A 19,469-nucleotide genomic window follows, 5' to 3' on the forward strand; every position below is an offset into this window, starting at 1 on the left:
GCAAAGGGTAGGTGATTGGCTGGTTTTACCCGATAAATGATTTTGGCGAAAAGAACAATAAAAAAGGCGCTAAGTGATTCACTTAGCGCCTTTTATTTACTTAATGTTGGCTAACTTAGCTCAGCAATTCTTTAGCTGTCTCAACTGCGTTTTCAGTCGTGAAGCCGAACATCTTGAATAGTTCGCCTGCAGGTGCTGATTCGCCGAAGGTTGTCATACCGATGATACGGCCGTCGAAACCAACGTACTTGTACCAGAAGTCGGCAATACCCGCTTCAATGGCAACACGAGCCGTGACGTCTGATGGCAGAACAGCTTCACGGTATGCCGCGTCTTGCTTGTCGAATGCATCGGTAGATGGCATTGAAACAACGCGTACTTTCTTGCCTTCTGCGGTTAGCTGGGCAGCCGCTTCTACCGCTAGCTCCACTTCAGAGCCGGTGGCGATAAAGATAAGCTCTGGCTTGCCTTCACTGTCTTTCAGGATGTAGCCACCCTTAGCGATGTCAGCAACCTGTGCTTCGCTGCGCTCCTGCTGTGCTAGGTTCTGGCGCGAGAAGATCAGAGCTGTTGGACCGTCTTTGCGCTCGATAGCCAGTTTCCATGCTACGGCAGATTCAACCTGGTCACATGGACGCCATGTGCTCATGTTAGGAGTCAGGCGCAAAGATGCCATCTGCTCAACCGGCTGGTGAGTCGGGCCATCTTCACCCAGACCGATAGAGTCGTGAGTGTAAACCTGAATGTTCTGCACTTTCATCAGTGCTGCCATACGCATTGCGTTACGCGCGTATTCCATGAACATTAGGAACGTTGCACCGTATGGTACGAAACCACCGTGTAGCGCGATGCCGTTCATGATTGCAGTCATGCCGAACTCACGTACACCGTAGTGGATGTAGTTACCAGAGAAGTCGTTCGCTTCTAGCGACTTAGAACCAGACCACATAGTCAGGTTAGAAGGTGCCAGGTCAGCAGAGCCGCCCATGAACTCAGGTAGCATTTGGCCAAAGGCCTCTAGTGCGTTCTGAGAAGCTTTACGAGATGCGATGTTGGCTGGGTTCGCCTGAAGATCTGCGATGATAGCGTTCGCTTTCTCTTCCCACTGCGTAGGTAGTTCACCGTTTACACGGCGCTTGAACTCAGCTGCTAGCTCTGGGTGAGCCGCTTCATAAGCTGCTAGTTTTTCGTTCCAAGCTGCTTCTTTCGCCGCGCCCGCTTCTTTGGCATCCCACTCAGCGTAAACGTCAGCAGGGATTTCGAATGGACCGTGGTTCCAGCCTAGGAATTCACGAGCCGCTGCGATTTCGTCGTGGCCCAGTGGTGCACCGTGACAGTCGTGAGAGCCAGACTTGTTAGGCGAGCCGAAACCGATGATAGTCTTGGTACAGATCAGTGTTGGACGCGGATCTGCTTTTGCTGCTTCGATTGCTGCATTGATTGCGTCTGCATCGTGACCGTCTACTGCTGGGATAACGTGCCAGCCGTAGGCTTCGAAACGCTTAGGCGTATCGTCAGAGAACCAACCTTCTACGTGACCGTCGATAGAGATGCCGTTGTCATCCCAGAACGCAATCAGTTTGCCAAGGCCTAGGGTACCCGCAAGCGAGCACGCTTCGTGAGAGATACCTTCCATCAGGCAGCCGTCGCCCATGAAAGCGTAAGTGTAGTGGTCAACGATATCGTGGCCGTCACGGTTGAACTGGGCTGCCATGGCTTTTTCTGCCATTGCCATACCCACCGCATTGGTGATGCCCTGGCCTAGTGGACCCGTTGTGGTTTCGATGCCCGGAGCGTAGCCGTACTCAGGGTGGCCCGGTGTTTTCGAGTGTAGTTGACGGAAGTTTTTCAGATCGTCAATTGATAGCTCGTAACCTGTTAGGTGAAGCAGCGAGTAAATCAGCATTGAACCGTGGCCGTTGGACAGCACGAAGCGGTCGCGGTCAGCCCACTCAGGGTTTTGCGGGTTGTGGTTCATGTGGTTGCGCCACAATACCTCGGCAATATCAGCCATACCCATAGGTGCACCCGGGTGACCAGAGTTTGCCTGCTGTACACCGTCCATGCTCAGGGCACGGATTGCATTTGCCAACACTTTACGTTCCATATTTGTATCCACTATGAAATTGTCTAAATCGAAAAAGGAAGAAAGCGGCAAATGGCCGCTTTCTAAAATTATATCTGTAGGATTACAGACGCTCTGCAATCATGGCTTCTAGTTTGCCCTGATCGATGGCGAAGTTACGGATACCTTCCGCTAGCTTTTCAACAGCCATTGCGTCTTGGTTGTGCTCCCATAGGAACTCTGCGTGCGTCATCGCCGCTGGGCGTTCTTTGATTTCTGTGGCAGGCGTTAGCTTCTGAACAACTTCGCCTTGCGCTTCTTCAAGTTCCTGAAGCAGCTGTGGGCTGATAGTTAGGCGGTCACATCCTGCAAGCTCAAGGATTTCACCTGTGTTGCGGAAGCTCGCACCCATTACCACTGTATTGTAATCGTGCTCTTTGTAGTAGGTGTAGATCTTGCTTACAGATAGCACGCCTGGATCTTCAGCTGCTTCAAAGTCACGGCCTTCTTTGGCTTTGTACCAGTCCATGATGCGGCCAACGAATGGCGAAATCAGGTAAACACCGGCTTCGGCACAGGCACGTGCCTGAGCAAATGAGAACAGAAGTGTCAGGTTACAGTTGATGCCTTCTTTTTCCAGAACCTCAGCCGCGCGGATACCTTCCCAAGTAGAAGCAAGTTTGATCAGGATACGGTCATTTGGAATGCCTGCATCGTTGTACATTTTGATCAACTGGCGGGCTTTGGCAATGCTGCCTTCTGTGTCGTAAGAAAGGCGTGCATCTACTTCGGTAGAAATACGGCCAGGAACTACGTTCAGGATTTCTTTACCGATGTTTACAGCCAGCATGTCACAGGTGTCTTGGATTTGTTGTTCTTTGTTGTCACTCTGTGCTTTGGCGTAAGCAATGGCTTGCTCGATTAGCGGGGCATATTCGGCAATTTGAGCCGCTTTCAGGATCAGGGATGGGTTGGTGGTCGCATCTTCCGGCTTGTACTTACTGATAGCTTCAATATCACCTGTATCAGCAACAACAGTAGTTAGCGCGCGCAGTTGTTCCAGTTTAGTACTCATATATTCCGACCTTATCCTCGTAGGGCATTGTTTCAATGCTAGCTAAAAAATCCTGCTGGCAAAGTTATAATTACGCTTTCTTAACCTTTCCGTATCAGACCAAAAACATGGCTAATGAGCGGATGGATCGCTTAAGAACAATTGATGCTTCGATAATTAGCGTTTTGGCATATTTTGTCAATCATAAAAGTGCTCAAACCGTGTTTTGATCTCAGTTTTATCCAGTTGCGGTGCTTGATGACCAATAATTCAGCTGTGCTCTCATCCTTGGAGGAATGGATGGAATGCTTTTGTGGTGAGCATATGATCGCGAGATGGAACATATGTTCGGTGTGGGCGTAATATAAGCAGGGTGGAGGACCGGTGAGTTGTTGCTTAGCGGTGGATATCTCTGTGTTGGCGATTTACCGGCGGAAACGAACGGCCCCGGGAGTGGCGATACTCCCGGGGCCGACTGCGGTAGGAAGGGTTACATGGTGACGCCGATGGAGAGGATGATGCAGTTTAGCGCAACAAAGAAGGCAACCAGCGGTGCGATAAATTTCAGCCAGGTCACATAAGGGATACGCGCAATTGCCAGACCGCCCATCAGTACACCGTAAGTTGGGGTTACAAACAAGACAGTACCAATTCCGCTCATAAACGCGGTAACGACTAATTCGCGGCCAGTGTTGGCAAAATCACTCAATGGAGCCAGGATAGGCATACTCATCACTGCCAGGCCGGAGGTAGACGGTACAATGAACGACAGCAGCATTTCAATGCCGTAGACGGTGTTGATAAACAGTACCGAGCTCTTGCCGGCAACAAGCCCTTCGGCATAGTTAAGAATGGTATCGGTGATATTGCCCGCTTCCATTACGACAACGATACCGCGTGCAACACCGACAATTAATGCAACCCCGATGAGATCGGCAGCGCCGGCGACAAATGAGTTAATCAGGTCATCTTCGCTCAGTCGGCCGACAATCCCGCACAGGATCCCCATGAAGATAAACAGGGTTGCCATCTCAGCCATCCACCAACCAAGGACGGATACACCGTATATCATGATAGCGAATGTCAGGATAAACAGTACCAGTACCGCTTGCTGCGGGCCGGTAAGCACCGGCAGGTTGCTGGTGGTGTCTTTGTTACCAAGAAAATGTTGCTCGTGATCATCGCGCAGGTGGGCAAGCAGCGATGACTCTGGATTGTTCTGAATCTTTTTGGCGTAGCGCATGACGTAGCCGATACCGACAACCAGAGCGATTGCCAGAATCGCGAAACGCAGCTCTACACCGCTGAGGAAGTCCACGCTGGCCGCGTTAGAGGCGATCACCGTACCAAACGGGTTGATAGTCGAGCCCAGGGTGCCGATCCCGGTACCCACGAAGATCACGGCAACGGCCACCAGAGGGTCAAAGCGTGCTGTCATGAAAATGGGGATAAGCAGACCGTAAAATGCCAGTGATTCCTCTGCCATACCGTAGGAGGTACCGCCGAGCGCGAACAGAACCATCAGGATCGGGATCATATAGATCTCTTTGCCTTTCAGGCGCACCATGATCCGCGCAATACCGGTATCAATTGCCCCGGTTTTGGTGACTATCCCTAAAAAGCCACCGACCATCAGGACAAAGAGGCTGACATCAATGGCCCCGATGACGCCGCTGATAGGATCATAGAAACCGGAAATGGGTGCCATTAGTGTGTCGAAAAAACCTTGCGGCGACGATTCAATGATTTGGAACGAGCCAGGTAAAGGGACTTCACGGCCGAGTTGTTCGTTCATCTCGCGGGTGTATTTCCCTGCTGGCAGTATGTAGGTCAGCATGGCAAAAAATGCTATCAAGAAGAATAGGATGGTAAATGTATTGGGAAACTTTTTAATTTTTAGCATGGTGCTTCCTTAGCAGGTTGTGGTTCGATCCTGCATTAGTTGGGTCGAAATTAAATGAAGCGTTTGGTGACGTATTCGGATGTCATGCATTGCAGGACACCCCCGTAAGAGAGTTCGAACTCGACCAGGCTGCCTGTGTGGTAGTCTGTTTTGCTGTCACTGATGTCGATGATCAGGTGGTCGCTACTGCCACCGATAACGATGATGTCTTTGTCTTTGGGGGTGATCTCGTTAATATCGACATCTTGTTTGCCGATTGCGCAAATGGCGCGTTTGCGTAATCCCCGGTCAACAAACTCAGGCTTGTTGCCAAAGGCATCGAGGGCGGTGGAATTGATCGGTACTGAAGGTTTTATTTTGAGCTCGACGATTTCGGCGGTGAGATCGAAAGTATCTTGCCGGGTGTTGGGGATTGGATCATCGTTTAAGCCAATCCCCATCAGGAGTGATGCCCCGAGCCTGAGCTGATTGATATCTTGTGGAAGCTGACCGTTGAGCATCAAAGGCAGAGCGGCCGAACTGGCGCCGGAGATGTACTTCAGCGTGATGCCTAGTTCAGATTCAATCTGCCTGGCGAGGCTGACCAGTTTGCTCTGGTTCTCTTCTGTGGGCTCCACTCCACCGTAGCAGGCGAGGTTGGTGCCGAGACCGACGACCTCTATGCCTGGCAGCGCCATCGCTTTGTGAGAAAGCGCGATCGTCTCTTCTTCATAGAACGCCCCTTCGCGGAGATCACCCAAGTCATGCATGAGGATAATCTGATGAGTTTTATGCTGCCTGACTGCCGCGTCAGACAGTGCCTCCAATGTCGTGAGTTCTGAGTTGAGGGAGATATCGGCATAATGCACCACATCGTCGGCCTCGCTGATGGCGGGTATTCTTAACAGCATTTTTTCCGCATCAAGTCGCTGGAGTTTTTTTAAATTGGCAATGCGTGAATCGGCCAGCAGGTGAATTCCGCCGTTGATAATTGCCTGTCCAACCTCCGGATAGGCGCAGGCCAGTTTGGTTACGCCAGCGGGGGAAACGCCGTAGCTGTGGCAGGCGGAAACCATATTCTGAGTATTTTTGGTGATCGTATTTAAATGAATATTAATGCAAGGGTAAGTGCTCATATTATTACCTTTAGGCAATATTGTTATTTGTTATTATTGAGCGCTATTTACAGGTGAATATAAATAATGAGTTTTGTATGGTTACTTTGAAAAATGACAATGTATTATTTTTGATGAAATAATATCCGCGGGATAAGTAATTTTATCCCACGGTAATAATAATTGTATTTAAAACACAGTTTGTTATTTGGATAGGAGGAGCGGTGATTGTTGCTGTTGGTGCGAAATGGTGATGGCACGAATTAATTCAGCGGCGGCCTTTGATAATTCTTTTGATTCAAGGGTGGTCAAATGAAATTTGGCAAAATACTCCAGAGAAGGGGCGTTAACTTTGACCATTTCTCCTCGCTGCGCCCAAATCGATGCGTAGTGATCTGGCAGATAACCAACAAAATTGCCGGATAGGATAAGATGGGCTGTGGCTTCCATGTTGGTACTGCAGGCAAGATGGAGCAGATCTTTGGTACCGCTAAGCGGTGTGATTTTGTGGGACAGACCACGCTCTACAACTGGAAACTGTCGGAGCTCCTGGGGAGTGATCTCCTTTGAGATAGCGAGTATTGGGTGGTCGGGTACGCAGTACAGGCACTGTCTTTCGCTAAACAAGTAGGTGTATTTTAAGCCGTCTTTGGGGACTTCGGAAGAGGTGATCCCTACTTCTGTTTTACCGTCAAGCAGCATCATCTCTATTTGGTAGGAATCCCAGATATCGGTGTTAATAGAGACTTTCGGGTGCTCACTACAAAAGCTCCTGATGGCTTGTTGGATTTTGCATTGCGGGTTGGTGGCAATGTTATCGGTTAAGGTTAGCTTTATATGGCCATGGAAAACATTTCTGATGTTATCGAGCTGCTCTTCAAAATGGACAATATTATCAAATAGTTCTTGGCATAGCTGGTAAACCTTGAGGCCATCATGGGTAAGACGAAAGCCTCTGCGTCCCCGGTGGCAGAGCGTCATTCCGAGCCGGGTCTCCAGATCGTTCATTCGGGTGCTAATTGTTGATGGGTGCATATTTAATTTAAATTGTGCAGCGGAAAAACCACCTGAATCAACGATTGTCGTAAATAAGTGGAGGAGTTTAATGTCAACGTCATTAATTTTTCGCATCTCATATTCTCATTTTTATTATTGGTTTTAATATTCAAGCCAAATAGGTGCACAACAGAAAAGTAATAACCTGTCATGAATAAACGGGTTGTTGTGCGATGCCATTAAACCGGAAGAATAATGGCACTGCGTTATCAAGTGGTGAGGGCTATCTGATAGTGAATCTCTTCAATCAGCAGCGATAATCGCTGTTCGAGCAATGAAAGAACCTCATCTGAAGGGGGGATGCCGGCCTTGATATTCTTTTCGACCGCTGCTGCAGTTTGCTGTACATAGATGGCACCGATGCTGCCTGATGCCCCTTTCAGTGAGTGGCTAATCAATAGCGCTGAATCAAAATCTTGCTCAACCAGGGCTTGCCTTAACTTTTCCATATCCAGGTTATGCTCGTCGGCAAACATCTGCAGGAACAGGCATACGATATCGTGGTCGTCGTCCATCATCTCTAGCAGGCTTGTCAGGTCGATTTGCTTAAAGCTGTCTGGATTAAGGTTGCCCACGCCGTTTGTTGGCTGACTGCTGTCGCGGGGGGAAGCTGCTTCATGGGGAAGGGCCTGCCCCTCAGCTTCCAGATCCGAGCGTAGCCGAGCCATATGGGTGATCTTGCTCTTAAAACGCTGCAGGGCATCGACTAACTTTCTTTCATCTAGTGGTTTGGTAAGCATACAGTCCACGCCGGCCTTGAGCATATTGCGCTGGGTTTCGGCAAACACATCGGCGGTACAGGCAAAGATCGGCGTATGGCTGGCCGGAGGGGGCAGTTTACGGATCCGCTGGGTCGCCTCGATACCATCCATGACAGGCATATGGTTATCCATCAAAATCAGATCAAAGGCCTGGTTTTCGAGGATTTTCAGGGCTTCGGCACCGTTCTCGGCTGTGGATGTTATAAATCCTCGCTGCTTGAGGAAGCTTTCGATGATCAGCACATTGAGATGGTTATCCTCCACAATCAAGACGTTTAAATTGGCGAAGTCCTGACTGTCAACGCTGATATCACTGTTCTCGTCGCTGGTGTAATGGCCCGGTTGCAAAACGAGATCGACCCGGAAAGCGGAGCCAACGCCCTGCTCGCTGGAAACCGAGACATTCCCTCGCATTAGCTGGGCCAGCTGCTTAACGATACTCAGACCCAACCCCGTTCCGCCAAAACGGCGGCTGGTTGAGGCTTCGGCTTGGGCAAACGGGTCAAAGATGAGCCCGATTCGGTCGGCTGGGATCCCTATACCAGTATCGGAGACCTGGATATGGAGGTACTGGTCGCCACTCGATTCGCCTGCGGTTATGGACAAGGATACTGTCACCTTGCCTTTTTCGGTGAACTTAATGGCATTGCTAATAAGGTTAAACAACACTTGCCTGATCCGAGCCTTGTCGGCATAGAACCACTGGCGGCGGTCGAAGTCGCAATAGATATCAAATTCAATGCCTTTCTCCTTGGCAAGGGAGTGGTAGGTGCTCTCTATTGCCCCGACGAGGTCCGTAAAGCAAAAATGGGTCGGGTTGAGTTTCAACTGGCCCTGTTCAATCTTGGAGAAATCCAAAATATCATTCAGCAGTGCCATCATATGCTTGCCGGACTCCAGCAGGGTGCGCAAATGTTGCTCCTGCTCTTTGCTGAGATCAGTTTTGAGCAGTAGCTGTGAGAGACCCAGCATCCCGTTCATCGGGGTTCGGATTTCATGGGATAGGTTAGCCAGGAACACCGATTTTGCTCTATCGGCGGATTCAGCTTTGTGCAGGGCTTGGTTTAGGCGCTGGGTATCGTGGGCGATTTTGTTGGCCCCTTGGTTGAGTGCATCGTGCAGGACTTTGAACTCATATGGCCCCTTGAAGTTGTTCTGCCGGCTATAGTTACCGAGTTTGAACTGGGCCGCGAACCGGGTCAGGGACGCGATGGGTGCCGTGATGTGCTTTGTTAGCATCAGGGACAACACGACGACGATACCTGCTGTGATCAGCAGGGCCAGCATGAAGTACTGCTGCAGGTAGTCAATGGTTGCCGTGACAGTGTGTTTGGGGGTGATCGAAGCGAGGTACCAGTTTGTCCGACCCGGCAGTTTGACGTTGAGCGGAGCCAGAGTTGTGACCATGGCGTGGCCCTGGCGGTTGGTAAAACTGTTCATGTCGATTGAATGTTGTCGGCCCGTTGCCGTGCGCAGCTGGGAAAGCGGCAACTGCTGATGGACATACGCTTTGAAGTCATCGAATATGGCCAGGTCTTGGCCTTGGTGGCGGCCGGAGAGGATGATTTCTGCCTTGTCGTTGATCAGCATGATGTAGTCGCTGTTGCTGATCTGCTCGCCGAGGAAGGTTAGCTGGGTATTGAGCTCGTTGAGTTGGTAGCGAATCAGCAGATAGTTTTCGTGCTCATCATCGGTGTGGTGCTGATGCGTTACTGAACTGATGATATAGAGGTACGCGGTGTTGTTGCTGTACTGCACCTGTGAGACCAGAAGCGATGCCCTGCCATTGCTCAGGGTCGCCAGCTGGCGGTGAATATCTTCCAGTCCGGCTTGTTCCAGGGTGCGGGTTAGTCCCGTTGGCTGGGTCTCGGCAGAGCTGGCGATAACGGTTAATGTCTCTTGGTGTCTCTTTAGCAGGTCTAGTTGGCTGAAGCTAGGGTCAACTGAAGACAGTTCTTTGAGATAGTTGCTGATAAACGTCTGCTGGCCTGGTAGCAGTGTCTCATCGCGGGCAAGGAGCGGGAGCTCAAACACCGGAGAGCTGGCCAGTTTACGGATACTGAGCAGGCGCTGAGCAAGAATGTCATCGAGGTTGTGCGCAGCAAGTGCAGTGCGGCTACTCAAGCCTTTGGCGATTTGCTCGGTCGCTACCGTTATTAGCTTATCGCTGCTGAGCCAGTTGTAGATAAAGGCTGGCACGATGCCAATAAACAGCATACTCCCAAGTAAGATTGGCTTAATTCTATTTGGTATCATCCGTGAAAATCCATCTCGTTACAGCTTATAACACGCTTTGTAACGAGTGTGATATATCTTCCATGAATTGATCAACTGCAACCGTGAAGCGAGGGGGAGAAATTGGATCTCCCCGTCATTATTTGCTTGGTTGGCCTAACCGACCAAGAAAAATTAGCTAAGCAGTTGCTCGAGGGTTAGAGGAGTTGCCACCAGGCCCATGCGTTGGGCTGGGGTAATGCCGTCTTTATCTTGGTGGCACAGGTTATGCCATGCACGGTAAATATCCAACAGAGGCAAAAGACCACCTGGCCGAAGTTTACGGCGCGGCTCGTTTATGAAGTGACTGAAATGATCTTGGAAGCGCTGTTGGTAGCGAGTTATCTCTTTGTGGGTGGCAATTTCAAGCCATTTCCCTTCATCGCCTTTTGCGCCGCCTAGATGACAGATCCCTTTGCTGATCTCTTGGTGGCGTGTGAATGCCCAGCGATCACGCCACCACCCCATCAGCACGATGTCAATCCGGCCTGCCGGTTGACCGTGTTGCCAGTTAGGATCCGTTTCAACATAGATCGGGTGTATGGTTTTGTCCTTGATGCGGTCACTAAAAATGGAGATGCAGGCCGAGCGTAACAAGGTTTCCTGCGGCATATAAATGGCCAGTTCTTTGTTCTCACTCAGCATCTGCTGCAGGTGCATATAGTGGGCATAGACCGTGTATTGCGGCCTGATCAAGCAGCCTTTGGACGGATAGTTCAGTCGAGGCTTGCTCGAAAGGGGGTCCTCAAAATTGGGGCGCGCCATGATCTGCCGGTAAACGGCATCGATGTGGGCCAGCAAGCCTTGCGGCTGCGGTGGCTGGGCCTCGATCAGTTGCGCTGGAGGGGCTGCCATAAAACGTGCCCCGTCGGTGTAGGGGTCATGCCACTCGCTGCGCTCTTCGTGCTCATCGGGCTGGTAATTGATGTCCTGGGCCAGTACATACCCTGACTCGGCTTCGCAGCTGGCTACCCAGAGTACACCGTTTTCACTATTGGGCTGTAACTCACTGATATTGGATGCGAGAGCAAGCTGGGGGGCATTTTTGACCAAACGAGCATCGAACATCGCCAGCTGGCGGCGACAGCGGCTGGCAATATGTGTCAGCTGATCGTAGAACGATTTGGGATTCATATTCAGGCGACGGCAGATATCCCTGACAGGATAGCCAGTAAATAGCATCGCCAATAATTTCTGCTGGATTTGATTCTTGCCATTGAATCCCGACCAACGATCCACAAAGGTGGCATGGCAGCATTTACAGCGATAGCGCTGGCGGTCACCACTAAAGCCAAAAGCATGGTATAGGTGGCGATGGGTCAGTACCGGTAGCCCGTGGTTTTCACACTCAGGGTTGCTACATGCCGGCATCCCGCTGTTTTGCTGTTGCTTAAGACGCAGGGCTTCTTCGACCACGTCATGGTTATTGATGATCGGAGGGAAAGCCCCACACTCTTTACAAACCAGCATAGGTTTGTTGGGGTTGTTACGTTGAAGGACGTAATTATGCGTGTCGATCGAACCGAAATTGCTGCAGCTGACGGTTTTACAATGATTAAGTTGATGACCGCTGCAGGCTTGCGGGAGTAATGAATCGTGGTTGTCGATACGGCGTGTATTCATCATGTCAGCCTAACCTTATCCATGGGCTTAAGCAACAAGCGCGTTATGTATAATTATTGGCAGGGGAGAGAGCCCTTTAGGGGGGTGGTACAGAGCAGGTTTCCCTGCTCTGTACCATTAGTGTCTACAACAGACCTTGTCTAGCAACCTACGCCGGCCTTCTATGGAGAGTGCCATTCAAATTGTGTAAGACGCCACATTTTACAAAATTTTGAGCTGCGAGATAGCAAGGCAAAGCAATACTGTAGAGACTAATAATTCTCACTGTCTGTCATACCAATACCATCTGGTCAGATGGTATTGGTATGAGTGCATCCCCAAACAACTTGAAGTTACTTGGACATACAATAAGGCGTGGCCGATGAATCGGGGGTACACCGGCCACAGGTAGGTTCGTTACAGCTTGATTGCCGTTTCCAGTGCAACGTTCATCATCTGTGCAAAGGATTTTTGGCGATCGTCTGAGCTTAGTTTTTCACCACGCTTGATATGGTCTGAAACCGTTAGGATAGTCAGGGCCTTGGCGCCTAGTTCAGCCGCCACACCGTAGATACCCGCAGCTTCCATATCAACACCCAGCATGCCCAGTTTTTCCATCTTGTCGAACAGGTCAGCTTCTGGGCTGTAGAACAGATCGGCAGAGAAAACGTTACCCACACGAACAGGAACATTCTGTGCGCGTGCTTCGTTAACAGCGGTCTCTAGCAGGCCAAAGTCAGCGATGGCGGCAAAGTCGTGGTTGTTGAAGCGAATACGGTTAACTTTAGAGTCTGTTGACGCGCCCATACCAATGATGACATCCATCAGTTTAACGTCGTCGTGTACAGCCCCACAGCTACCTACACGGATGATGTTCTTAACACCAAACTCTTTAATCAGCTCGTGTACGTAGATAGAGCATGACGGGATACCCATACCGTGACCCATTACAGAGACACGCTGGCCTTTGTATGTACCGGTGTAACCGAACATATTGCGAACGTCACAAACAAGTTGAACGTCTTCAAGGTAATTTTCAGCAATGAATTTCGCACGAAGCGGATCGCCCGGCATCAGGACTGTTTCTGCAAAATCACCAAGTTCAGCATTGATATGTGGGGTAGCCATAATTCACTCCAGGTATGTTGTTTGTACGTTATAGTTTCGTTGTGTCGTTTCTATTCAATTGCGTATCAAGAGAAGAAACGCTCAACGATGCTTTGGTAGGCAATGCCACCAAGGTAAACACCGACGATTCCCATAATGCCTGGTAGCACCGGTGGCGCAGGCAGCGGAAGTTTAATGGCCGAGAAAAATAGACCAACAATTAATCCTGCAAAAATTGCAAGCAGAATCTCATTCATGTGTTTACCCTCTATGTTCATTGTGTATTACGACGTCGTTGGCTGCTCTTTTGGCGCCTTAGTTAGCGTTGTCGTTTTGATGGCTAAAGTGTAAGCAAGGATGTCCGCAAATCTCGCGATCATGATCACACTTTATTGAGCTGTTAGTCAAAAACACACCATTGATTACCAAATCTGTTGAAAGGGTGAGGGGTATCGTTTGCGTGAATGTTGGAAAGATAACATAAAGTGGAATTAAAAATGATGCTTAAGTTTCTGAAAATTGACGTTTTATGTGTGCTTATGGTGTTTGGTGACAAGTGAGGAAACAGACTGAAACAGTGTGAGCAAAAACGTGATGTTGTAATGGATTTCATTGGGGCTAAAGTCAAAATCTGCTACGGATCCCCCGTTTTTTGTTTAATTCGCCACCCTACCTGACTTAGTGCCAGCCTAATTAATTACTCGGAGGATCCCCTTTCTGGGTCTTCGAAGCCGAAGGCCGGCGATAAATTGTTTTACCTTGCTTGATTGTTTCGACAACCTTGATATCTCTAATCAAACCGGGGGCAATTGCCATCGGGTTTTCTGAGAGGATCACTGCATCCGCAAGCTTGCCGGGCACCAACTCTCCCTTGGTCTCATCTTCAAAAAACTGGAAAGCCGCGTGTTTGATCATGGTCGTCAATGCTTCCAATGCCGAGAGACGCAATCCGCTACCGATGATTTCTCCCTCTTTGGTCACCCGGTTAACGGCGGACCAGAGGACAAAAGTGGTGTTGAATGCATTGGGGCCCGGCAAACAGATGTTGCTGGCGGGTAAATCATCCTCTAGGGCTTGCTTGAGCGGGCTTTGCCCGTTTGCCCGGCTGAGGCCGAGCTTATCGACATCGTCCTCCCCGTCCTGATAGATGTTGCTGGTGTCAAAGCAGCCGATCAGTCCCAGTTTTGCATATTGCTGTATTTGGCTATTGCGCATAAAACGCGACATAACCACGACATGGCGTTGGTCCTGCCCGGCATTGATTTTGAGGTCATAGCTTGCTTGGATAATGGCGTCGATAGCAGCATCGCCCATAGCATGGATGAACAGCTGGTGCTCATATTCGACCGCCTGCTGAAAGAGTGCATGAAACTGGCTGAAAGGCATTAATGGTTCACTGCGCCAGTTAGGTTCGGGCAATCCGGGATTCTCTTGGTAGGGATAGGCCATCCATGCGGAATAATCGTTGGTGGAGCCATCCAGTGCGAGTGAGAAGCCGGCAACCTTGAGCCGGTTGTTGTATTGGCCAAACTTGATCTGACCGCTGCCGGCCAAAGCCTCCAGCTCGCTGGCGCTGGGGATCGCAATTATGTCCAGCGTCAGCTTATTTGCGTTTGCCTGGTTGAGCAGGGCTTCGAGCGCTTTTCGGTCGATACCGATATCCACCAAGGTCGTGATGCCCTGGCTGGCATAGGCAGCCAGAGTTTGCTCAATGTTCCCGGTCTGCTCGAGCAATTGAGAAAACTGGCTGTTGCCGGCAAAAAATCCCGGGATCATGGTCTGGCCGTCTAGATCGATTACCTCGGTGATGTCGCCTTGGTGGCGCATGACTCCGATCCGTGTACCTATCGCCTGAACCTTGCCGTTTTTAAAGGCAATGGCTGTGACTTTCTGCGAGTGCGGTGACAGAGTGAGAATATTGCCGTTGAAATAAATGGTATCGGCGTCCGGCGTATCGTCCATGCTGTCACAGGCAACCAAGGCAACCAAGGCAACCAAGGCAAGCAGACTGGCTGCGGCGACATAGCGCTTGAGTTCTTTGAGCATGGTAGTGGGCATGAGCGAGGCATACTCCGACGAGAGGTAAATGAAGAGCCAGTTGTTTGAGTATAGGCTTGGTTGAGCCGCTGCACGGAAAACAACAATGGGATTGGTAATTTGCAGCAATTCGCACTACCCATAATAAGGATGCGGTGAGTTTATTTTCGAAGGACAGGAAGCATGAAAAGAATAGGGCTAGTGGTAACGTTATTACTCTGCGCAGCACCCGCCTCGGCAGACTTGTTGGGTTTCTCCGTCGGTGCGACTGTTGGTGGCGCCAGGGTGGAATACCAAGGCAATGACGATACGGGCGTCGAGTATGGCATTAACGGTGCTTATCATATTAACGATATTTTCAGTATCAATGCTAGTGTGGTTCAGGGCAGCGCCGATGTCGATGCACCTAACCAACGGGCAAAAAACGAAATTGACTACACGGCGTTTCCGTTGACGCTACGGGCGGACTTGCCTTTGGTGATCGGTAGCGTATACGGCAAGCTTGGTACCAATTACTACGATTATGATGTTGACCAGTCAGGCCAGCCCAGAGAAAGTGACGATGGTTGGGGGTTTGCGGGTGGGGCGGGAGTGGTTTTTACCATGCTGCCGTTTATCGATCTGTCGCTGAATTATGAATATCGCGATATGGGCGATGTAACCAACAATTCTATCCTGTTCGGGATCAGTGCCGGCTTGTAGTCAGTTGGCTTTCCACACTGGTTATGTTGCCAGTATGGAATAGGGCATCTTTTGGGCTTGGCGGGAACTTCTTAAAGTGCAGGTTTGGCATAACTGATAGATAACATGACAAAAGGGATTTGATCTTATCGCATTGTGGTGCTTTTGACCGGTTATTCAAAACAAGATTCTGATCACCATAAGCATGGACGTTTTTTTATACAATGAGGTCAGTCCAGATAACACCCCCGGAGGTGCCCGATGAGCAACTACGAGCATTACCAATCCACGGTTGAGCAGGTATACCGGGCTATTATGCGAAAAGTCGCGAAACCCTGGCATATTGAATATCTTCCTTCGATGGAAAACTGCCAGCAGGCGCTGAAATTAGTATCCCCGAAAGGCACTATTTGCCAACGCCTAACCCTACCCACTTCATCCGCCCAGCAGTGCTGGCCCAATCAAAGTGATGTCAGCCTGCATATTACCGATTTCGTGGTAAGGGGGGCCGCTCGCCTCGCTCCGCTTCGCCAGAGTGCTTTTCGCAATAATTTTCCGTATTGGTTGGAAACCTGTATCCAGCAACTGCACGCATTGTGTGACGTAAAAGAAAAGCTGCTAGATATCGTGAGCAATGTACGCTTTCCTTTCCCCAGCCAAGTAAATATAGAAGGTAACTATCTGCCTTGTTGGGTGTGGAGTGAAGATCAGGGTTACATGGCAGTGTCAGTTGTCGACCGCCGCACCGGACGCTTTTCTGGAGTAAGGCATGTCGAGTCTGGGCAGTTGATAGACCAAGAGCGTTGGTTAGGTGCGCAGGTTATTGACTCGGTAGAAGAGTCGATCGATACCATAGACCACTACGTCAATGAGTTGATTCAATCGCAGAAGAAGGTGGAGTTTGAAGAGCCAAGCTTGGCCGATGCCATCAATAACCCGTGTGCTGCGACGTTAAGCCCGGTAGCCAGTGTGGCGCTGACGATGGCGGTCGTCGCCGGATTCTTCATCACCTTTAAATGGCTACTCGGCTTTTAGCTGGGCCTGCTGTTTGCTAGATCCTGCCCGCGTTATTCCTGGTTATCATCAGGATGCGCGGGTTTTTTGTGGGTATTGCTCACCCCTAGCTGGTCGCTGGGCGATAGGCCGTGAAGTTGCTTGGGTCTGGCCGGGGTTTGCGCTAAAATCGCCAGCGCAATGATCGGGGTAGGAATATCAGCATGCATAATTTGACGTTGCTTTCTGAAGCAGAAAAAAATCGGGTGGAACTGGATAAGCAGGCCGCTTATTCCGTTTGGCAAGTGAAGAACGGCAAGAAAGGCTATGAGGTATTCGCCGAGGTCGCGGGGAATATCGATGACGACGATGAACGTGAGTTTTTTGAACAGGCAGTCGCGAAGTACAAGATTAAGATGGGCGTTGCATAAACACTAGTGGCAGGTTGTTGCTATGGTTGTCATTTTTATCTATTCAGATCATGATTATTAGGCGCAGTACGCGCCTTTTTTGATTCAGTTTGATATGTTAGCGAACTGGTTTGTATTTGGCGCTAATATATTGCTTTTCGGCATATTATTGCCATGAAGAGTGTATAGTCATGCTTGGGGGTTCCCTTGCTAGGGCAGAAGGAAGATGTAATGAGCACAAGCAAGAAGGTTCTTGTTGTTGATGATGATCAGGAAATTCGTGAGTTGCTGGACGAATACCTTACCAAGGCAGGGTTCACGGTCGTAACCGCTGCCGAAGGGGAGGAAATGAAACGCCGTCTTGCGATGGGGACACCTGATCTGATCTTGCTGGACGTGATGATGCCGGGGGATGATGGTTTTACCCTGTGCCAATACATCCGTAAAACGTCTGATGTGCCGATTATTATGCTGACTGCCGTATCAGATGAAATGGACCAAATCATCGGCCTTGAGCTTGGGGCGGATGATTATATTGCCAAGCCGTTTAGTCCTCGCCAGCTGATGGCACGGATCAAAGCGCTACTGCGCCGCGTTAAGCCAACCGAAGCCCAGCAGATGCCGTCTGCCCCCAAGGCGATTAGGTTTGCCAACTGGCGCCTGGATACGGCCGCCCAGCGTCTGTACGATCTGGATAAAGAGAAAGATTACGAGCTTAGCGGCAGTGATTTTGCCTTGTTGATGCTGTTTTTGACGCGTCCGAACGAAGTGCTGGATCGTGATACGATCTCTTTTGCAACCCGTGGCCGCGAGGCGACCCCGTCGGCGCGCAGTATTGACGTGCAACTTAGCCGGTTGCGCCAGCGGTTGGGGGATAAGGGTACTCAGCAGCGCTTGATCAAGACAATCCGCGGCAATGGTTACTCATTCAATGCCGAGGTCACCTACGAGGAATAAACAACCTCGCACAGCTTGTGGTTTTAACTATGAATATTCGAAAGTGGTGGCCAAAGTCCCTGTTGGCCCGCACGCTTTGGTTTACCCTGCTGGCAGTGTTTCTTGCCCAGGTTATCGCAACCAGTATTTGGTATGGGCAGTCGAAGCAACGTGATTTGGAAGGCCTGGAGTCGGCCTCGGCCAGCATGGCCAATATGTTTGCCTCGACAGTGACCTTCTTCCAGTCCCTGCCCCTGGAGTACCGCCATATTGTGCTCGATCAGCTGCGCAATATGGGGGGGACCCGCTTTTTCGTTTCCTTCAACCAAGAAGAAATATTGATTGACCCCATTCCGGACTCGCTGATGAAGCGGACCGCGGTCGGGGCCTTTGAAGAAGTGCTCAGTGAAAAGCTCCCCCGGTTGGATGTGATCCGGGTGGAGTTTTCCCGTCCCGAAACCTTACATGTTTTGAAAAATGATATCTTGCTCAGCGATCTGCCTCGCTCTTGGGCGCACTATACCCTGAGCCTCGAGCCGTTCAACCCGCCGATTTTGGTGGTGCAGCTTGAGTTGGCAGAAAATGAGTGGCTGTATATCGCCGCCTTGTTGCCAGCACCTTATGTGACCTTGGAAGACGAAATTATCACAGGCCAGCAATTGGTGTTTATGGTGTTCATGACTGCATTGCTGCTGGTGTTCACTTTCCTGATGATCCGGCGTCAGACCAAGCCGCTTAAGCGCCTTGCTTATGCGGCCAATGCTATGAGCTTTGATATCTACCAGCCGCCGCTTAAAGAGGAGGGGGCGACGGAATTGGTGACGGCGACACGGGCATTCAACCGGATGCAGTCGCGGGTACAGCGCTACATCGATGATCGCGAGCACCTGTTTTCGTCTATTTCACATGATTTGAAAACACCGATCACCCGGTTGAGACTGCGTGCCGAACTGATTGATGACGATGCCAAAGTAGAGAAGTTCAATCGCGACCTCGATGAGCTGGAGATGATGGTCAAAGGGGCTTTGCAGACGGTGAAGGATACCGACTTGCATGAGAACCTGGCCCAAGTCGATTTGAAGGAGATGCTTTTTAGCATCGCGGAGCGCCACAACCAGCACCAGGTCAAGGTGACCATCCCGGCAACGAAAATAGCCCCGCTGATGGGGAAGCCGCTGGCCTTGAAGCGCTGCTTTAGCAACCTGATTGACAACGGGGTCAAGTATGGCGGAGAGGTGCGGCTGATCATCGTTGATGAGAAAGACTCGCTGATCCTTATCATCAAAGATAAAGGCCCGGGTATTCCCAATGAGTCCCTTGAAGCCGTGTTCGAACCTTACGTACGGGTGGCGAAGGATGAGGAAGGGCATGGTTTGGGGCTGGGTATTGCTCGCAATATCATCCATGCCCATGGTGGTGATATGGCCATCCATAACGCGGTAGATGGCGGGCTGGAAGTGAAAGTCTATATTCCCCGCTTGTTGAAAGAAGATTAA

Annotated in this window: 16 protein-coding genes; 5 read left to right on the top strand and 11 right to left on the bottom strand. The window is 50.3% G+C overall.

The features are described 5' to 3' along the window. Nucleotides 1-115: 115 nt before the first annotated feature. From tkt to PTW35_RS18145, 10 genes are all read right to left on the bottom strand, one after another. Entirely contained in the window at nucleotides 116-2,107 is a 1,992-nt protein-coding gene (tkt, locus tag PTW35_RS18100) for a transketolase (RefSeq protein WP_281028370.1), read from the bottom strand. Nucleotides 2,108-2,189: 82 nt separating this feature from the next. Beyond that, a complete protein-coding gene (tal, locus tag PTW35_RS18105) occupies nucleotides 2,190-3,140 on the bottom strand; it encodes a transaldolase (RefSeq protein ID WP_281028371.1) in 951 nt (316 codons plus the stop codon). A 469-nt stretch (nucleotides 3,141-3,609) separates the two neighbouring features. Beyond that, complete coding sequence (locus PTW35_RS18110; protein WP_281028372.1) at nucleotides 3,610-5,022, bottom strand: YfcC family protein; 1,413 nt, start codon at nucleotides 5,020-5,022, stop codon at nucleotides 3,610-3,612. A 50-nt stretch (nucleotides 5,023-5,072) separates the two neighbouring features. Continuing rightward, entirely contained in the window at nucleotides 5,073-6,137 is a 1,065-nt protein-coding gene (locus PTW35_RS18115; protein ID WP_281028373.1) for an alanine/ornithine racemase family PLP-dependent enzyme, read from the bottom strand. A gap of 183 nt (nucleotides 6,138-6,320) precedes the next feature. Then, a complete protein-coding gene (locus tag PTW35_RS18120; protein WP_281028374.1) occupies nucleotides 6,321-7,247 on the bottom strand; it encodes a LysR family transcriptional regulator in 927 nt (308 codons plus the stop codon). A gap of 134 nt (nucleotides 7,248-7,381) precedes the next feature. Further along, complete coding sequence (locus tag PTW35_RS18125) at nucleotides 7,382-10,189, bottom strand: hybrid sensor histidine kinase/response regulator (protein ID WP_281028375.1); 2,808 nt, start codon at nucleotides 10,187-10,189, stop codon at nucleotides 7,382-7,384. Between the two features lie 153 nt (nucleotides 10,190-10,342). Beyond that, nucleotides 10,343-11,833, bottom strand: coding sequence for a lactate dehydrogenase (locus PTW35_RS18130; RefSeq protein ID WP_281028376.1), 1,491 nt, complete (start codon nucleotides 11,831-11,833; stop codon nucleotides 10,343-10,345). A gap of 393 nt (nucleotides 11,834-12,226) precedes the next feature. After that, the gene (deoD, locus tag PTW35_RS18135; RefSeq protein WP_039457361.1) at nucleotides 12,227-12,937 is read right to left on the bottom strand and encodes a purine-nucleoside phosphorylase; all 711 of its coding nucleotides are present in this window, start codon (nucleotides 12,935-12,937) and stop codon (nucleotides 12,227-12,229) included. Between the two features lie 65 nt (nucleotides 12,938-13,002). Continuing rightward, nucleotides 13,003-13,173: a XapX domain-containing protein gene (locus PTW35_RS18140; protein WP_039457360.1), complete on the bottom strand. Its 171-nt coding sequence runs from the start codon at nucleotides 13,171-13,173 to the stop codon at nucleotides 13,003-13,005. Between the two features lie 436 nt (nucleotides 13,174-13,609). Then, a complete protein-coding gene (locus tag PTW35_RS18145; RefSeq protein ID WP_281028377.1) occupies nucleotides 13,610-14,974 on the bottom strand; it encodes an amidohydrolase family protein in 1,365 nt (454 codons plus the stop codon). A 162-nt stretch (nucleotides 14,975-15,136) separates the two neighbouring features. Here PTW35_RS18145 and PTW35_RS18150 point away from each other — a divergent pair, with 162 nt between their 5' ends. Further along, nucleotides 15,137-15,655 (top strand): porin family protein, encoded by a 519-nt coding sequence (locus PTW35_RS18150; RefSeq protein WP_281028378.1) that lies wholly within the window; start codon nucleotides 15,137-15,139, stop codon nucleotides 15,653-15,655. Between the two features lie 240 nt (nucleotides 15,656-15,895). After that, the gene (locus tag PTW35_RS18155; protein WP_281028379.1) at nucleotides 15,896-16,669 is read left to right on the top strand and encodes a hypothetical protein; all 774 of its coding nucleotides are present in this window, start codon (nucleotides 15,896-15,898) and stop codon (nucleotides 16,667-16,669) included. Between the two features lie 32 nt (nucleotides 16,670-16,701). Here the strand turns inward: PTW35_RS18155 and PTW35_RS18160 are convergent, their stop codons facing one another. Continuing rightward, the gene (locus PTW35_RS18160) at nucleotides 16,702-16,857 is read right to left on the bottom strand and encodes a hypothetical protein (RefSeq protein ID WP_281028380.1); all 156 of its coding nucleotides are present in this window, start codon (nucleotides 16,855-16,857) and stop codon (nucleotides 16,702-16,704) included. On the opposite strand from PTW35_RS18160, the gene PTW35_RS18165 reads away from it, so the two are divergent. The 3 genes from PTW35_RS18165 to PTW35_RS18175 all read left to right on the top strand — a co-directional run bounded on the left by PTW35_RS18165 (nucleotide 16,852) and on the right by PTW35_RS18175 (nucleotide 19,469). Then, nucleotides 16,852-17,058 (top strand): DUF3283 family protein, encoded by a 207-nt coding sequence (locus PTW35_RS18165; RefSeq protein WP_281028381.1) that lies wholly within the window; start codon nucleotides 16,852-16,854, stop codon nucleotides 17,056-17,058. The genes PTW35_RS18160 and PTW35_RS18165 overlap by 6 nt on opposite strands. A 210-nt stretch (nucleotides 17,059-17,268) precedes the next feature. Beyond that, nucleotides 17,269-17,994 (top strand): response regulator transcription factor, encoded by a 726-nt coding sequence (locus tag PTW35_RS18170; RefSeq protein WP_039457345.1) that lies wholly within the window; start codon nucleotides 17,269-17,271, stop codon nucleotides 17,992-17,994. 29 nt (nucleotides 17,995-18,023) lie between these two features. Then, nucleotides 18,024-19,469, top strand: a complete 1,446-nt coding sequence (locus PTW35_RS18175; RefSeq protein WP_281028382.1) for an ATP-binding protein — start codon at nucleotides 18,024-18,026, stop codon at nucleotides 19,467-19,469.

Origin of the sequence: Photobacterium sp. DA100, assembly GCF_029223585.1 — a bacterium.
Taxonomy (GTDB): Bacteria; Pseudomonadota; Gammaproteobacteria; order Enterobacterales; family Vibrionaceae; genus Photobacterium.

Coding starts and splice junctions, on each gene's coding strand:
- PTW35_RS18125 (WP_281028375.1), bottom strand. CDS start 10,189: ATGATACCAAATAGAATTAAGCCAATCTTACTTGGGAGTATGCTGTTT.
- PTW35_RS18170 (WP_039457345.1), top strand. CDS start 17,269: ATGAGCACAAGCAAGAAGGTTCTTGTTGTTGATGATGATCAGGAAATT.
- PTW35_RS18120 (WP_281028374.1), bottom strand. CDS start 7,247: ATGCGAAAAATTAATGACGTTGACATTAAACTCCTCCACTTATTTACG.
- PTW35_RS18160 (WP_281028380.1), bottom strand. CDS start 16,857: ATGCATGCTGATATTCCTACCCCGATCATTGCGCTGGCGATTTTAGCG.
- deoD (WP_039457361.1), bottom strand. CDS start 12,937: ATGGCTACCCCACATATCAATGCTGAACTTGGTGATTTTGCAGAAACA.
- PTW35_RS18110 (WP_281028372.1), bottom strand. CDS start 5,022: ATGCTAAAAATTAAAAAGTTTCCCAATACATTTACCATCCTATTCTTC.
- tal (WP_281028371.1), bottom strand. CDS start 3,140: ATGAGTACTAAACTGGAACAACTGCGCGCGCTAACTACTGTTGTTGCT.
- PTW35_RS18130 (WP_281028376.1), bottom strand. CDS start 11,833: ATGATGAATACACGCCGTATCGACAACCACGATTCATTACTCCCGCAA.
- PTW35_RS18150 (WP_281028378.1), top strand. CDS start 15,137: ATGAAAAGAATAGGGCTAGTGGTAACGTTATTACTCTGCGCAGCACCC.
- PTW35_RS18145 (WP_281028377.1), bottom strand. CDS start 14,974: ATGCCCACTACCATGCTCAAAGAACTCAAGCGCTATGTCGCCGCAGCC.
- PTW35_RS18165 (WP_281028381.1), top strand. CDS start 16,852: ATGCATAATTTGACGTTGCTTTCTGAAGCAGAAAAAAATCGGGTGGAA.
- PTW35_RS18115 (WP_281028373.1), bottom strand. CDS start 6,137: ATGAGCACTTACCCTTGCATTAATATTCATTTAAATACGATCACCAAA.
- PTW35_RS18140 (WP_039457360.1), bottom strand. CDS start 13,173: ATGAATGAGATTCTGCTTGCAATTTTTGCAGGATTAATTGTTGGTCTA.
- PTW35_RS18155 (WP_281028379.1), top strand. CDS start 15,896: ATGAGCAACTACGAGCATTACCAATCCACGGTTGAGCAGGTATACCGG.
- PTW35_RS18175 (WP_281028382.1), top strand. CDS start 18,024: ATGAATATTCGAAAGTGGTGGCCAAAGTCCCTGTTGGCCCGCACGCTT.
- tkt (WP_281028370.1), bottom strand. CDS start 2,107: ATGGAACGTAAAGTGTTGGCAAATGCAATCCGTGCCCTGAGCATGGAC.